Raw genomic sequence first — 14,349 nt, 5'->3', positions numbered from 1 at the left:
ATGCGTTACGGAGATCGATTGAACGACCGCTACCGCATAGAACGGTTAGTTGGAAATGGCGGGATGGCAAACGTTTATCAGGCATATGATGAAATCTTGAATCGAACTGTCGCAATCAAAATTTTACGTACAGAGTTTTCGCATGATGAACAATTCATCCGTCGATTTGAACGAGAGGCACATGCTGCGACGAGTTTAAATCATCCCAACATCGTCGCGGTTTATGACGTAGGAGAAGAAGAAGCGATTTATTATATCGTAATGGAATATATTGATGGCATGACACTGAAAACGTATTGTGAAGGGCGAGCATTGCCGGTCGCAAAAGCGATTGACATCATCAGCCAAATTTGTGATGCAATTGATCATGCCCATGCACACCGGATTATTCATCGCGATATCAAACCGCAAAATATGCTGGTCCGTGAGGATGGGACTGTCAAGGTGACCGATTTCGGCATTGCGGTCGCCATGTCGAATGCGACCCTGACCCACACGATGTCAGTCCTTGGATCCGTGCATTACTTTTCGCCGGAACAGGCAAAAGGAAAATTTGCGGATGAAAAATCAGATATTTATTCGCTGGGAGCCGTTTTGTACGAACTCGTGACGGGGCAAGTTCCGTTTGAAGGCGATTCACCGGTTGCTGTCGCACTGAAACATCTGCAAGATACTGCCCGTCGTCCGACCTCGTTAAATCCGGCTGTGCCGCAAGCTTTAGAAAATTGCATCATGCAAGCTCTCTCGAAAGCGCCGCATGATCGGCAACAAACGGTCGCTGCCTTCAAAGAAGACATGGTGACCGCGATGTCAGCTGAACGGGCAAGTGAAGGCATTCGCGGTGACGATTTGATGGAAAAAACGATGGTGCTCAGTCCAGTGTCCCTGCCAACAGCAGACATCGAACACACAGCACCGGTTCCGAAGGTCGCTACCGTCATGTCAAAACCAGAAAAGAAAAAGAAACGTGCGTGGTGGATCATCTTATTGTTGTTATTCATAATGGCTGGAGCCGCAACGACTTTTGCCATGTGGCCTGACCCGACGGTCGTCGTTCCGGATGTAACGGGGAAAGATGCCGACGACGCGGAAACGAAGCTTGAAAAAATGGGATTCATCGTGGAATCGACCGAACGCTCAAGTGATACGGTGGAAGAAGGGTTCGTCATCAGTCAGTCACCGCGTGAACAGGCGACGGTTAAAAAAGGATCGACGGTGGATTTGATCGTTTCGACAGGAAGCGATCCGGTCGAGGTGCCGGACGTCTCAGATGAGACAGAGAAAAAAGCGATCGCCATCTTAAAGGACAGCGGTTTTGAAAAAGTGGATGTCGAACGGGAAGACTCTGAAGACATCAAACGTGGGAATGTCATCCGGCAATCCATTTCAGCTGGAACGGAAGTCATCGCGAAAGAACAGATGATTACCATCACGGTCTCAAATGGATCACCCGTATTCGTTCTGAAAGATTTGACTGACTTATCGAGTGCTGAAGCAAAAGCTTATTTGGATGAGATGGGACTGGACGGGACGTTTGAACAGGAGTTCTCAAGTGAGGTCGCGCTCGATCAGGTCATTCGTCAATATCCGCAAGCCGGTGCGCAAGTCGAACCGAACGATTCGGTAACGGTCTTTGTTTCTCGCGGAGAGGAAGAAAAGACCATCACGGCGACGTTCCCCGAGAAAGTAGTCTATGATGGCGTCAGTGAAGACGAGGAGCCTGCGCCACGTCAACTCGTCCGGATTGAGACGGAAGATGCCAAAGGAAAACGAACCGTCATCGAAGAATCGATTGATCAGGATGAAACGTTTGATGTTCCATTGACGATTGATCCGGGAGAAGAAGGCAAGATTACGATTTATAAAGATGACGAAGTTTACCGGGCGAAGACGATTACGTACAATCAGGCAAAATCACAAGAATAACGAGCAGGACGTTAATCCTGACAAAGGAGGGCATAGGATGGCAGAAAATCGAATTGAAGATAATCGGGATGGAACGATTATCCGTTTACAGGGTGGCTTTTATGATGTCATGACGCCTCAAGGTGAAATCCGTTCACGGGCACGCGGTAATTTCAGAAAACGGGGCATCAGCCCTGTCGTCGGCGATGAAGTCGTGTTACACATCGAAAGTGAGACCGGATATATCCTGGAAGTAAAAGACCGTCAAAATTTCTTGGTCCGCCCACCAGTTGCCAATATCGATCAAGCTTTGTTGGTCGTATCGGCAGCAGAACCTGATTTTTCTGCCCATCTGTTGGACCGGTTTTTAGTGTTGATTGAAGCAAAGGAAATTCAACCGATCATCATCTTGACGAAGATGGACTTGTTACAAGGTGAAGCCGAACAAGGGGTATTGGAAGCCATTGCCGCTTACCGGACCATCGGATATCACGTCATCGAAACTTCAAGTGAGACATTGGCCGGAGTCGAATCTGTCCGTCCGTTGTTAAAAGATAAAACGAGTGTCCTGGCCGGACAATCCGGTGTAGGGAAAAGTTCGTTGTTGAATGCCTTGGAACCTTCGTTGGCACTGGAAACGAGTCATATTTCGAAGGCACTTGGTCGTGGACGCCATACTACCCGTCATGTGACATTGATCCCGCTTGGCGAAGGCTTAATTGCAGATACCCCGGGATTTTCGAATCTCGATTTTCCGCACGAAATGGAACTCGAGGAGTTACGATGGTGTTTCCCTGAATTTGTTGCTTTACAGGACGAATGCAAGTACCGTGGCTGTCTGCACTTGAATGAGCCCGGTTGTGCCGTTAAACAAGCCGTCGAGGCCCATGAAATCATGGCTTCCCGGTATACGAATTATGGTATGTTTGTAGAGGAAATCAAGAATCGGACGCGGAGGTATTAAGATGATTAAAATCGCACCATCAATCTTATCAGCAGATTTTGCAAATTTAGAGCGGGATGTCAAAGCAGTTGAAGCGGCGGGAGCCGATTATATCCATTTTGATGTCATGGATGGTCAATTTGTTCCGAACATTTCCTTTGGACTCCCTGTATTAAGCAGTTTACGTCAAAAAACAGATATGGTTCTCGACGTCCATCTCATGATTGATCGTCCGGAAAACTTTGTCGAATCCTTCGTTGCAGCAGGTGCTGATATCGTAACCTTCCACGTGGAGGCGACGAATCATGTCCATCGTGTGTTGCAACAAATCAAAGCAGCTGGAGCGAAAGCAGGAGTAGTACTCAACCCGCATACGCCGCTGTCGACGATCGAACACGTGCTTGAAGATGTGGACATGGTCTTATTGATGACGGTCAATCCGGGATTCGGCGGACAAGCGTTCATTCCAGGTGTGATGAAGAAATTAAATCAACTGGCTGCAATGAAAGCAGAACAAAATCTATCCTTCGAGATTGAAATCGATGGTGGAGTCAATGCGGAAACAGCAAAATTATGTATCGAGAATGGGGCAAACGTACTTGTTGCAGGTTCCGCTATCTACAATGCACCGGATTATTCAGAAGCAATCACTAGTATTCGGAATGCTGCTCACGTATAATAGGGGCAGAATCAAAATTAAATGATGACCGCAAGGGGTGTCGCGTCAAGCGGCTGAGAGAAGTGATTGGACTTTAACCCTTCGAACCTGTTCCGTTCAGACGGACGTAGGGATGTGGCGCACGCAGGCAGTACGGCGTTCGTCGTACTGCCTTTTTGCCGTCCTGCGATTTTATTTTTTAGGAGGAAAAAAGGATGAAACGGCTACAAATGTTAATGGAAATTGCAATCTTTGCAAGTCTTGGTGTGGTGTTCGATTTATTGATCCCATTTAAAATGCCGCAAGGTGGTTCAATTAGTTTAGCGATGTTACCGATTTTCGTCATGGCGTTTCGTCACGGCGTTGTCGGTGGGGTCGTGACGGGAGCGCTCGTCGGAACGATTCAACTGATGTTCGCTCCACAAATCCTGACGGTCGTCCAGCCGTTACTCGATTATACGATCGCGTTTGGAGTCGTCGGGCTGAGCGGACTGTTCGCACGGCAAGTCAAAAAAGCAGCAGCAGCCGGGAAAAATGGCCGTCTAATGGCGATTGTACTAGGTGCGACATTGCTTGGTGCAGGTTTCCGTTATGTCTGTCACGTCATTAGTGGAATCGTGTTCTTCGCTGAGTATGCGGAAGGTCCGGTCGTCCCGTATTCGTTGATCTATAACGCGACGTATATGGTTCCATCGTATCTGTTATGTGGTATTGTCGCAGGACTCCTGTTTACGACAGCACCACGACTTCTTCGTTATTCAGCACGGGGTGTCTGATGCGGGTTGTGATTGTAGCGGCCGGTCCGGCGGAAGACATCCCGTCCCTGAAACCGTTTATGGATGAGAAGACGGTTGTCATCGCTGTTGACGGAGGTGTCACCGTGTTGGCACAGCAAGGTTTCGCTTTTGACTTGGCGATTGGGGACTTTGATTCTCTCGGATACAAACCGGAAGGAGCGATCATCCATCCGGCTGAAAAGGATGAGACCGACTTGGAACTGGCTTTACGACATGTCAGTCAACAGTATGAAGCAACGGAAGTGTTAATATTCGGTGCGACCGGAGGACGACTTGATATGACGCTTCAAAACGTCTATCTGCTAAAACAATTTCCGGCAGTCCGCTTGATGACGAAGCGGGAAGAGGTTCGTTTCTTACAGCCGGGGACGTATGAGATCGAGGCAGATGGATTTCACTATCTCTCTTTCATCCCGCTCGTTCCGACATGTCTGACCCTCCGCGGGGTCAAGTACCCGTTGACGAATCATGACGTGCCGGTCGGCGGATCATTGACCGTCAGCAATGAATGGACACATCACGGAGTGGCGAACGTGACGGTGCATACCGGTGAAGTGATTGCTTTAAGAAGTTTGTCAGACCACTAAAAAACGTGATCGGCTTTAGGATATCCTAAAAGTCGATCACGTTTTTTGTAGTTTTTTAAGATTCCAATGTCGAGCTGGCTGCCTGACGTTCAGTTTGAGCCGCAATATGTTTTCCTTTGACGAACAGGTGGTAAGAGGCCCACGTCAAGAGGAAGAATGGAACACCTATATACAGCGCAATCCGTTGATCCGCTTGGAATGCCAAGCTGATCAGTACAAGCATGTTTAAAGAGAACGAGATAATCGGCAAGACCGGGAAGAACGGAGTCTTGAATTTCAATTCACTGACAGCATGTCCCTCTTTGGTGAATTGACGACGGAAGGCGATCTGTGAAGCGGAAATCGAAATCCAACCGACTTGCGCACCGAGTCCTGCTAGTGACAACAACCAGATGAAGACGGTATCTTCCGCGAAAAAGGCAGTCAATAGTGATAACATCGCAAACAGCATCGTAAAGCACAAAGCGCGCATCGGTACTCCGCGTGAGTTGACGATGGCAAGTTTTTTCGAAATCATGCCTTCTTGTGACATCGACCATAACATCCGAGTAGCAGCGTACAACCCCGAGTTCCCGACCGACAGTAAGGCTGTCAACACGACGATGTTCATTAAATCAGCTGCATAAGGAATTCCGATGGCATCAAAGACCATGATGAACGGACTGCTGATGCCGCCGGCTGTTTCGTAAGGAATCAAGGCGCCGACAATCGTAATCGAGAGGACGAAGAAGATGAACGTCCGCCAAACGGTATTACGGATTGCTTTTGGAATCGATTTTTCTGGATCGTTTGATTCTCCGGCAGCAACCCCAATCAATTCGGTTCCTTGGAACGCAAAGTTGACGGCAATCATCGTCGTCAATACCCCCAGGGCGCCGTTCGGGAATAATCCGTTTGAAGTAAAATTGGCGAACAAACTTTCCGGACGTGCTGCCGCCATATCAATCCAGCCAAACCAAGCCGCTCCCCCGAGCACGATGAAAAATAGAATGGCCAGGACTTTCAGGCTCGAGAACCAAAACTCAGCCTCCCCGAAGGCTTTTGCGGAGACCGCATTGAGACCGAATAAAATGACGGTGAAAATCGCACACCAGATGACGATTGGTGTATCCGGAAACCATCGATCCATCAGACTGCCGGCTGCCGTGATTTCGAGCGCCACCGTGACAGCCCAACCGAGCCAGTAAATCCAACCGACGGCAAATCCGATACCCGGTCCGATGAACCGTGTCGTATACGTTTGGAAAGATCCTGAGACCGGCATATGGACAGCCATCTCCCCTAAACATAACATCGTCAGATACATGATGGTCCCACCCACGATGTAACTGAGAACCGCCCCGAGCGGTCCCGCTTGCGAAATCGTCAATCCAGAACCGAGGAACAGTCCCGTACCGATAATCCCTCCGAGTGAAATCATGAAGAGATGTCGGCTTGTCATTTCTCTTTTTAACTGCATGTTGACCCTTCCCCCTTGAAAAAAATAACTGCTCACTTATTGTAAGCGTTTTCAATTATTCAGACAATTAGTTTATAAGAAAAATAAAAAAAGAACAAAAAAAGAACCGGAAGGGAAGATTCCCATCCGGTTACTGCGCCTTATACGCGTTCGACTTTACCTGATTTGAGCGCTCGAGCTGAAACCCAAACCTTTTTAGGTTTACCGTCAACGAGGATACGTACTTTTTGTACGTTGATTCCCCAAGTGCGTTTCGTTTTGTTCAATGCGTGTGAACGGTTGTTTCCCGACTTCGGCGATTTCCCAGTAACGTAGCATTTACGTGCCATGTGTTCCGCCTCCTTTTATGTTGTTTTGCGTTCGTCCTAATAGACACTTTGCTATCTTAGCATGCTGTTAAGACGGTTGCAACATAAAAAAAGTAGCTGACAAGAAAAAAACTTGACAGACAACCTCAAAATTTAAAATAATGAATGAGAATGATGGTAAAAGTTCATTTGACCGCTACTATTTTTCACATATTCATTGTATAGTCAGTACGGCGACTTTTCAATAGTAGGTCCTTATAGTAGAATTATGAGAAGAACACAATTAACAAAGGGGGCTACTCAAGTGGCGATCGAGATGAAAACGACTTATGGAAAAATTGACGTAGACAATGATGTCGTTGCGCAACTTGCAGGCGGAGCAGCGATGGAATGTTTTGGTGTCGTTGGTATGGCATCCCAGTCGCAAATCAAAGACGGACTGGCTGAACTGCTGAAACGCGAAAACTTTGCCCGTGGTGTCATCGTGCGGCAGGTATCAGAACAAGTTCACATCGATATGCATATCATCGTGAGTTACGGTACGAAAATCTCAGAAGTCGCAAACAACGTCCAGAGCCGTGTGAAATATTCACTCAGCCAGGCACTTGGTTTAGAAGTGACATCTGTGAATATTTTTGTCCAAGGAGTCCGCTTGACGAATGTCTAAGGCGGGAATAGAGGAGGAAACTTTAGTGAGCGTAGATCGTTTAACAGGAGCGCAACTGGTCAAGATGATCCAGAATGGCGCAGCGAATCTCTATCAAAATGCGGATTTTGTCGATTCGCTGAACGTTTTCCCGGTCCCAGACGGTGACACGGGAACAAACATGAATTTGACGATGACATCGGGTTCGAAAGAAGCCGCAAAAACAACGACAGACTCGGTCTCAGAAGTTGCCACGGTTTTTGCACGTGGTCTTTTAATGGGAGCACGCGGGAACTCAGGCGTTATCTTAAGCCAATTGTTCCGTGGTTTCTCGAAATCAATCGAAGGAAAAGATGCGATTGATACAAAGGAATTCGCAGATGCCCTGCAAAAAGGGGTCGACACAGCGTATAAAGCAGTCATGAAACCTGTCGAGGGAACGATTTTGACAGTAGCACGCGAGACAGCTGTTGCAGCCATTGCCCAGTCAGAATCAACGACCGATCTGCTTGAGTTGATGCGCGGTATCGTTGAAGCGTCAAAAGTATCACTTGAAGGTACACCAGACTTGTTACCTGTACTTAAAGAAGTCGGCGTCGTCGATTCCGGTGGTCAAGGTCTTGTTTGTATTTATGAAGGATTCCTTGCGACACTTGAAGGGAAAGAACTTGAAAAACCGCATGCACCGGTCATGGAAGCACTCGTCGAAGCAGAGCATCACAAATCGGCTCAAAGCTTCATGTCGACGGAAGAAATTCATTACGGCTACTGCACGGAAATCATGGTTCGTTTCCAGGACGATAAACTGGCGAAAACACCATTTAGCGAAGAAACCTTCCGGAATGAGCTCGCGGAATTCGGGGATTCATTACTCGTCGTCGCAGACGAAGAGTTACTGAAGGTCCATGTTCACGTCGAAACACCGGGTGAAGTCATCACGAAAGGTCAACGTTTTGGTGAACTCGTTGCCGTCAAAATCGAAAACATGCGTCAACAGCACTCGACGATCCTTGAAGAAGAGGGCGTCAATCAAGTGGCAGCTCCAGTCGCGACGAAAGCAAAAGCGCAGTCGGCACTTGTGACGGTAGCGATGGGTGAAGGAATCAGCGAACTCTTTAAATCACTGGGTGTCAGTGTCGTCATCGAAGGCGGACAAACGATGAACCCGTCAACGGAAGACATCGTTAAAGCGATCGAAGATGCCCATGCGGAACATGTCTATGTCTATCCGAACAACTCAAACATCATCATGGCGGCCGAACAAGCGGCATCAGTGGCCTCTTGTGGTGTGACAGTCGTGAAATCGAAAACAGTTCCTCAAGGACTTGCCGCGACAATCGTCTACAATCCGGAAGCGACAGTCGCTGAAAACGAACGTCATATGATGGATGCGATCGCAGCAGTCAAATCTGGTCAAGTCACATATGCCGTCCGCGATACGAGTATCGATGGTGTCGAAATTAAAAAAGATGATCATATGGCGATTGCTGAAAAGCAAATCATCGCAACGGATCGTTCGAGTCTCGGTGCGGTCAAGAAACTCGTTGACACACTCGTGACGGACGAAGATGAAATCATCACAGTCCTGTTTGGTGAAGGCGTGGCGCAAGCAGAGGTTGACGAACTTGTTGCTTACATCGAATCCATCAATCCGGAAGCGGAAGTAGAAGTGCATGACGGCAAACAGCCACTCTACTCGTATATCCTGAGCGTCGAATAATATAAAACGTGAACGTACCTTTTCACACATCCCACCATCTGCGATAATAGAGGTGGGATTTTTGTTTAGTTGGAAGAGAGGGGAAAAAGAAGATGAAGTACCGAAGTGTATTTGATATCATCGGACCGATTATGGTCGGACCATCCAGTTCGCATACAGCGGGGGCAGCGCGAATTGGATTAATGGCAGGGAAACTGTTTGGCGAACAACCGACGGATATTACGATTACGTTTTATGGATCATTTGCGGATACGTACCGGGGACACGGAACGGACGTCGCCATTATCGGCGGTGTCCTTGGCTATGACACGTTTGACGACCGGATTCCGGAATCGATTAAGATTGCGGAACAAAAAGGGATCCGGATTCATTTTGAAACAAGTGAGGCGTTGACGGACCATCCGAATACGGCTCGCGTTCATTTGACGGATGGACAGGCGGAGTTTGAACTCGTGGGTATTTCAATCGGCGGGGGAACGATTGAGATTACCGAGTTGAACGGTGTGCCGTTAAAGTTGTCAGGCGGTGGACCGGCCTTGATCGTCCTGCATCATGACCGCTTTGGTGCGATCGCAGCCGTCACAAGTATTTTGGCCGATTATGAAATCAATATCGGACACATGGAAGTATCGCGTCATGAAAAAGGTAAACAGGCATTAATGGCCATAGAAATCGATGACCGGATGCCGATTGCTGTACTTGAAGAAATCAACCGGTTACCACAAGTCGAGCGTTCTGTCATGATGGGAGAGTGAAGAGATGTTTAAATCCGTAAAAGAACTCGTCGCACTGGCGACTGAAAAAAATGTACCGATTTCAGAAATCATGATTGAACAGGAAATGACCGTTAGGCACCTCGAGCGGGATGAAGTCCTCGGGATGATGGAACGGAATCTCGAAGTAATGGAAGCGGCGGTCGAACGTTCGTTGACAGGGGACGGCGTCGAGTCCGTCACCGGTCTGACCGGCGGCGATGCGGTCTTGCTGCAACGATACCGGGCGAGCGGTCAAGGCTTATCCGGTGATCTGTTGTTAGATGCCGTCAGCAAGGCGATTGGAACGAATGAAGTCAATGCCGCGATGGGCAAAATTTGTGCAACACCGACGGCTGGTAGTGCGGGCGTCGTCCCGGGAACATTATTCGCAGTTCGGGAACGCTTGAATCCGAGTCGCGAACAGATGCTACGTTTCTTGTTTACATCCGGAGCATTCGGCTTCGTTGTCGCGAACAATGCGTCCATTTCCGGCGCAGCGGGCGGATGTCAGGCGGAAGTCGGTTCGGCAACGGCAATGGCGGCGGCGGCAATCGTTGAAATGGCGGGCGGAACACCCGATCAATCGGCCCATGCGTTTGCAATCGCCCTTAAGAATATGCTCGGACTCGTCTGTGATCCGGTTGCCGGACTTGTCGAAGTACCGTGTGTAAAACGAAATGCCATGGGCGGAGCGAATGCGCTTGTTGCAGCTGATATGGCGTTAGCCGGTATTACGTCACGGATTCCGTGTGATGAAGTCATCGGAGCGATGTATGAAATCGGTCAAATGATGCCATCCGCTTTACGGGAGACGGCCAAAGGCGGACTTGCCAACACACCGACCGGACGCTGGCTCGAATCAAAAATCTTTGGGGAACTCTCGAATGAATCCATTAAGTAAAGTGACTGCACTAAAAGGAGTAGGGCGTGATTTAGCCCGTAAACTCGAAGAAATGGATATGCTGACGATTGCGGACGTGCTTGAGCACGTCCCGTTTCGTTATGACGATTTTGTGACCGGCAGTCTGACAGAAGCGATCCATGAAGACAAAGTGAAATTCACGGGGCAGGTTCAATCGGAAGCGCTTGTCCGTTATTATGGAAAAGGAAAAAACCGGCTCACATTCCGTCTGCTTGTCGAAGACCGTTACAGCGTCACCGTGACGATGTTCAACCGTGCTTTTTATAAAGATCAGTTAAAACTCGGCGAAGAAGTGACGGTCAGTGGCAAATGGGATTTACACCGAATGACGATTTCGGCGACGGAATTACAATTCGGAGCGATTGAGGGGGAATTGACGCCGGTCTATTCGCTAAAAGGAGATATGCGGATGAAGACATTCCGGCGGGTTGTCGAACTGGCTTTTGCCGAAAGCGAAACACTCGAAGAACGCGTTCCGGATAACATTCGCAAAACGTACCGGTTACTTGATCGCATGACGATGTTGCGTCGGTTGCATTTCCCGACGACCCGGCAAGATTTGACGACCGCCCGGAGAAGTTATGTGTATGAGGAATGCCTGTACTTCCAACTGAAGTTACAGACGTTACGTCTCGGAAAACGAAAGGGACAAGGTCTTGCTTTGCCGTTGTTCCAGCAAGAAATCGACCAATTCATCGCAGCGTTACCTTTTCCGCTCACGGGAGCACAGCAACGTGTGACGGAAGAAATCTTAGCCGACATGCATCGACCGGAACGGATGAACCGGCTTCTCCAAGGGGACGTCGGAAGCGGGAAGACGGTAGTGGCAGCTATCGCCCTCTTCACTGCAGTCCGTGCCAATAAACAAGGGGCATTGATGGTGCCGACAGAGATTTTAGCGGAACAGCATGCTTCATCACTGGCTCCATTGCTCGAGCCGCTGGGAATCAAAGTAGGATTACTGACGAGCTCCGTCAAAGGAAAAAACCGGGTGCTCCTACTGGAAGCATTAAGGCAAGGGGAAATTGATGTGTTGGTCGGGACACATGCCTTGATTCAAGATACGGTCATTTTTAAGGATCTTCATCTTGTCATCACGGATGAACAGCACCGGTTTGGTGTCGAACAACGAAAACGTCTCCGGGCGAAAGCGGAGAAGGCGGATGTTCTTTATATGACGGCAACACCGATTCCACGGACACTTGCGATTTCCGTGTTTGGTGATATGGATGTCTCAATCATTGACGAGATGCCGGCAGGAAGAAAAGAAATTGAAACTTATTGGGCAAAACCGGAACAAATGGAACGTGTCTTTGGGTTTGTCGAAAAAGAGTTACTGCTCGGTCATCAAGCGTATGTCATCACGCCACTGATTGAGGAATCTGAATCACTTGATGTTCAAAATGCAATCGAACTGCATTTGCTTTTGACAGAACGGTTTTCCACGCAACGTGTCGGATTGATGCACGGTCGTCTCAGTTCGTCAGAAAAAGACGACGTCATGCAAGCCTTTAAGGAAAATCAAGTGCAAGTCCTGGTTTCGACAACCGTCGTCGAAGTCGGTGTCAACGTCCCGAATGCCTCGATCATCGTCATTTACGACGCGGAACGATTTGGTTTGGCCCAATTGCACCAGTTACGTGGTCGGGTCGGGCGGGGAGCAGCCCAATCGTTTTGTATCCTGATTGCCGATCCGTCTTCCGACACAGGAAAAGAACGGATTAAAACGATGACAGAGACAAACGACGGATTTAAGTTGGCTGAAAAAGATTTGGAATTACGCGGAGCCGGAAACTTCTTTGGAACCGAGCAAAGCGGATTGCCCCGATTCGTGCTGACGGATCCGGCACTCGACATCCAAGTGATGGAGACTGCACGAAACGACGCAGTTCGTCTGTTACGTTCCGATGCCTTTTGGCAACAACCGGAGTACGCAGTTTTACGTCAATACATCGAACAGCAGGGACTGCTGGACGGAGAAAGAATCGAATAATACTTGAAAGTGAACAACAAGGGATATATACTACTATTAGTACCAGGTGATAATGGTAGACATCCTTCTTGTGGGAGGAACGTACATGCGGGTACCTAAAAAAGAGCGACAAACTGAATTACAGCATACAATTGAACAAAATCCGTTCATTACGGATGAAGCATTAGCGACTCATTTCAACGTCAGTATCCAGACGATTCGTCTGGACCGGATGGAAATGAAGATTCCGGAACTACGTGAACGTATTAAACACGTCGCGACGGAACGGTTAGATGATGTGCGTACATTGACTGAAAATGAAGTCATTGGTGATATGATTGACCTGAAACTGGATACATCGGCGATTTCGATTTTAGAAATCCTACCGGAACACGCGTTCAGCCGAAATGCGATCGCCCGCGGACATATTTTGTTTGCCCAAGCGAACTCATTGGCAATCGCCCTGATTGATGATGAACTGGCCTTGACGACAAAAGCCAATGTCCAGTTTACGCGATCCGTCCACGTTGGTGAACGTGTCGTGGCGAAAGCATTCGTCAGCTCGCATCGACAAGATGGACGATCGGACATTAACGTCGAGAGTTTTGTCGGCGATGAGTGTGTGTTCATCGGTGAATTTACGGTGTATCGAAGTAGTAAGGAGGAGTCAAGATGATTTTAGCAGTAGACGCAATGGGAGGAGATCATGCTCCACGCGCCATCGTAGAAGGAGTCGTCCAATTTTTAGCGGAACGTCCAACGGAACAGGTTGAAATTCGGTTGGTCGGCGATGAATTAAAGTTACGTTCGTATGACATCAAGGATCCACGTGTGAAAATCGTCCACGCTGCATCCGTCATTACCGGGGAAGACGAGCCGGTCCGCGCAATCCGTCGCAAGAAAGATAGCTCACTCGTGGTGGCTGCAAACCTGGTGAAATCAAAAGAGGCAGATGCTTTGATTTCAGCAGGCAACACGGGTGCACTCATGACAGCCGGATTGTTCGTGATCGGTCGAATCGAAGGAATTGACCGTCCGGCATTAGCGCCGACTTTCCCGACACGAAATGGAAAAGGGGTCGTCATCTTAGATGTCGGTGCCAATCCAGATGCAAAAGCAGAACATCTTTTGGATTATGCGATCATGGGGTCGGTCTACGCAGAACAAGTCAGAGGAATCAAACAGCCAAAAGTGGCGTTGCTGAATATCGGATCAGAAGCCGGTAAAGGGAACGCACTGACGAAAGAGACATATCCCCTGCTTGAGGCCGCTCCAATCCATTTTGTCGGGAACGTTGAGGCGCGAGAAGCGATGAGCGGTGAAGTGGATGTCATCGTAACGGAAGGATTTGCCGGAAATACGCTCTTAAAGAGTACAGAGGGTGCCGCCAGCATGATCATGGGCGTCATGAAAGAACAATTCATGAGTTCGTTCAGTTCAAAAATTGCGGCCTTGATTCTAAAGCCGAAACTGAAAAAAATGAAACAACTGCTTGCCTATGAAGAATACGGCGGAGCCGGATTGTTCGGGATTGCCGCTCCGGTCATCAAAGCACACGGCTCAAGTAATGCCTATGCATTCAGCCGGGCATTGGCACAAGCAGAACAAATGGTTGAACAGCAGGTAGTCACAAAAATCATCGAGGCAAAGACAACGAAAGAAATCTAAAGGGGTGAG

General features: G+C 48.5%; 14 protein-coding genes and 1 riboswitch. Of the genes, 12 read left to right on the top strand and 2 right to left on the bottom strand.

Features of this window, described 5'->3' with window-relative positions; genetic code table 11:
- From pknB to KNP93_RS00880, 5 genes are all read left to right on the top strand, one after another.
- On the top strand, window positions 1-1,926 hold the full coding sequence (gene pknB, locus KNP93_RS00900) for a Stk1 family PASTA domain-containing Ser/Thr kinase (protein ID WP_214852704.1): 1,926 nt from the start codon (window positions 1-3) through the stop codon (window positions 1,924-1,926).
- A 37-nt stretch (window positions 1,927-1,963) separates the two neighbouring features.
- On the top strand, window positions 1,964-2,869 hold the full coding sequence (gene rsgA, locus KNP93_RS00895; RefSeq protein WP_131972499.1) for a ribosome small subunit-dependent GTPase A: 906 nt from the start codon (window positions 1,964-1,966) through the stop codon (window positions 2,867-2,869).
- Window position 2,870: 1 nt separating this feature from the next.
- Window positions 2,871-3,527, top strand: a complete 657-nt coding sequence (gene rpe, locus KNP93_RS00890; protein ID WP_131502611.1) for a ribulose-phosphate 3-epimerase — start codon at window positions 2,871-2,873, stop codon at window positions 3,525-3,527.
- A 23-nt stretch (window positions 3,528-3,550) separates the two neighbouring features.
- Window positions 3,551-3,657: riboswitch (TPP riboswitch) on the top strand.
- A 64-nt stretch (window positions 3,658-3,721) separates the two neighbouring features.
- Complete coding sequence (thiT, locus tag KNP93_RS00885) at window positions 3,722-4,282, top strand: energy-coupled thiamine transporter ThiT (RefSeq protein WP_131502610.1); 561 nt, start codon at window positions 3,722-3,724, stop codon at window positions 4,280-4,282.
- Window positions 4,282-4,890: a thiamine diphosphokinase gene (locus KNP93_RS00880; RefSeq protein WP_131502609.1), complete on the top strand. Its 609-nt coding sequence runs from the start codon at window positions 4,282-4,284 to the stop codon at window positions 4,888-4,890. Before thiT ends, KNP93_RS00880 begins: the two co-directional genes overlap by 1 nt.
- 55 nt (window positions 4,891-4,945) lie before the next feature.
- On the opposite strand, the gene KNP93_RS00875 is transcribed toward KNP93_RS00880, so the two are convergent.
- Window positions 4,946-6,349, bottom strand: a complete 1,404-nt coding sequence (locus tag KNP93_RS00875; RefSeq protein ID WP_214852699.1) for an amino acid permease — start codon at window positions 6,347-6,349, stop codon at window positions 4,946-4,948.
- Between the two features lie 140 nt (window positions 6,350-6,489).
- Window positions 6,490-6,678, bottom strand: coding sequence for a 50S ribosomal protein L28 (gene rpmB / locus KNP93_RS00870; RefSeq protein WP_012370787.1), 189 nt, complete (start codon window positions 6,676-6,678; stop codon window positions 6,490-6,492).
- 283 nt (window positions 6,679-6,961) lie between these two features.
- Between rpmB and KNP93_RS00865 the strand changes: the two genes are divergently transcribed.
- The 7 genes from KNP93_RS00865 (at window position 6,962) to plsX (ending at window position 14,340) form a co-directional block, all read left to right on the top strand.
- On the top strand, window positions 6,962-7,324 hold the full coding sequence (locus KNP93_RS00865) for an Asp23/Gls24 family envelope stress response protein (RefSeq protein WP_026827974.1): 363 nt from the start codon (window positions 6,962-6,964) through the stop codon (window positions 7,322-7,324).
- Between the two features lie 25 nt (window positions 7,325-7,349).
- Window positions 7,350-9,023: a DAK2 domain-containing protein gene (locus tag KNP93_RS00860; protein ID WP_370528937.1), complete on the top strand. Its 1,674-nt coding sequence runs from the start codon at window positions 7,350-7,352 to the stop codon at window positions 9,021-9,023.
- A gap of 92 nt (window positions 9,024-9,115) precedes the next feature.
- Window positions 9,116-9,778: an L-serine ammonia-lyase, iron-sulfur-dependent subunit beta gene (sdaAB, locus tag KNP93_RS00855; protein WP_131972502.1), complete on the top strand. Its 663-nt coding sequence runs from the start codon at window positions 9,116-9,118 to the stop codon at window positions 9,776-9,778.
- Between the two features lie 4 nt (window positions 9,779-9,782).
- Window positions 9,783-10,679 carry an L-serine ammonia-lyase, iron-sulfur-dependent, subunit alpha gene (gene sdaAA, locus KNP93_RS00850; protein ID WP_026827977.1) on the top strand — a complete coding sequence of 299 codons (897 nt, stop codon included), beginning with the start codon at window positions 9,783-9,785 and terminating at the stop codon, window positions 10,677-10,679.
- Complete coding sequence (recG, locus tag KNP93_RS00845; protein WP_131502605.1) at window positions 10,663-12,693, top strand: ATP-dependent DNA helicase RecG; 2,031 nt, start codon at window positions 10,663-10,665, stop codon at window positions 12,691-12,693. Before sdaAA ends, recG begins: the two co-directional genes overlap by 17 nt.
- Window positions 12,694-12,778: 85 nt before the next feature.
- A complete protein-coding gene (gene fapR / locus KNP93_RS00840; RefSeq protein WP_114595475.1) occupies window positions 12,779-13,348 on the top strand; it encodes a transcription factor FapR in 570 nt (189 codons plus the stop codon).
- Window positions 13,345-14,340, top strand: a complete 996-nt coding sequence (gene plsX / locus KNP93_RS00835; protein ID WP_131502604.1) for a phosphate acyltransferase PlsX — start codon at window positions 13,345-13,347, stop codon at window positions 14,338-14,340. Before fapR ends, plsX begins: the two co-directional genes overlap by 4 nt.
- Window positions 14,341-14,349 lie beyond the last annotated feature (9 nt).

The sequence above is a fragment of the Exiguobacterium sp. s166 genome (genome assembly GCF_018618855.1).
Lineage (GTDB): Bacteria > Bacillota > Bacilli > Exiguobacteriales > Exiguobacteriaceae > Exiguobacterium_A.
This window is presented reverse-complemented; position numbering and strand designations above follow the sequence as displayed.

Bases quoted from the DNA above. Each gene is read 5' to 3' on its own strand.
- pknB (WP_214852704.1), top strand. From the start codon at position 1: ATGCGTTACGGAGATCGATTGAACGACCGCTACCGCATAGAACGGTTA.
- rsgA (WP_131972499.1), top strand. From the start codon at position 1,964: ATGGCAGAAAATCGAATTGAAGATAATCGGGATGGAACGATTATCCGT.
- rpe (WP_131502611.1), top strand. From the start codon at position 2,871: ATGATTAAAATCGCACCATCAATCTTATCAGCAGATTTTGCAAATTTA.
- thiT (WP_131502610.1), top strand. From the start codon at position 3,722: ATGAAACGGCTACAAATGTTAATGGAAATTGCAATCTTTGCAAGTCTT.
- KNP93_RS00880 (WP_131502609.1), top strand. From the start codon at position 4,282: ATGCGGGTTGTGATTGTAGCGGCCGGTCCGGCGGAAGACATCCCGTCC.
- KNP93_RS00875 (WP_214852699.1), bottom strand. From the start codon at position 6,349: ATGCAGTTAAAAAGAGAAATGACAAGCCGACATCTCTTCATGATTTCA.
- rpmB (WP_012370787.1), bottom strand. From the start codon at position 6,678: ATGGCACGTAAATGCTACGTTACTGGGAAATCGCCGAAGTCGGGAAAC.
- sdaAB (WP_131972502.1), top strand. From the start codon at position 9,116: ATGAAGTACCGAAGTGTATTTGATATCATCGGACCGATTATGGTCGGA.
- sdaAA (WP_026827977.1), top strand. From the start codon at position 9,783: ATGTTTAAATCCGTAAAAGAACTCGTCGCACTGGCGACTGAAAAAAAT.
- recG (WP_131502605.1), top strand. From the start codon at position 10,663: ATGAATCCATTAAGTAAAGTGACTGCACTAAAAGGAGTAGGGCGTGAT.
- fapR (WP_114595475.1), top strand. From the start codon at position 12,779: ATGCGGGTACCTAAAAAAGAGCGACAAACTGAATTACAGCATACAATT.
- plsX (WP_131502604.1), top strand. From the start codon at position 13,345: ATGATTTTAGCAGTAGACGCAATGGGAGGAGATCATGCTCCACGCGCC.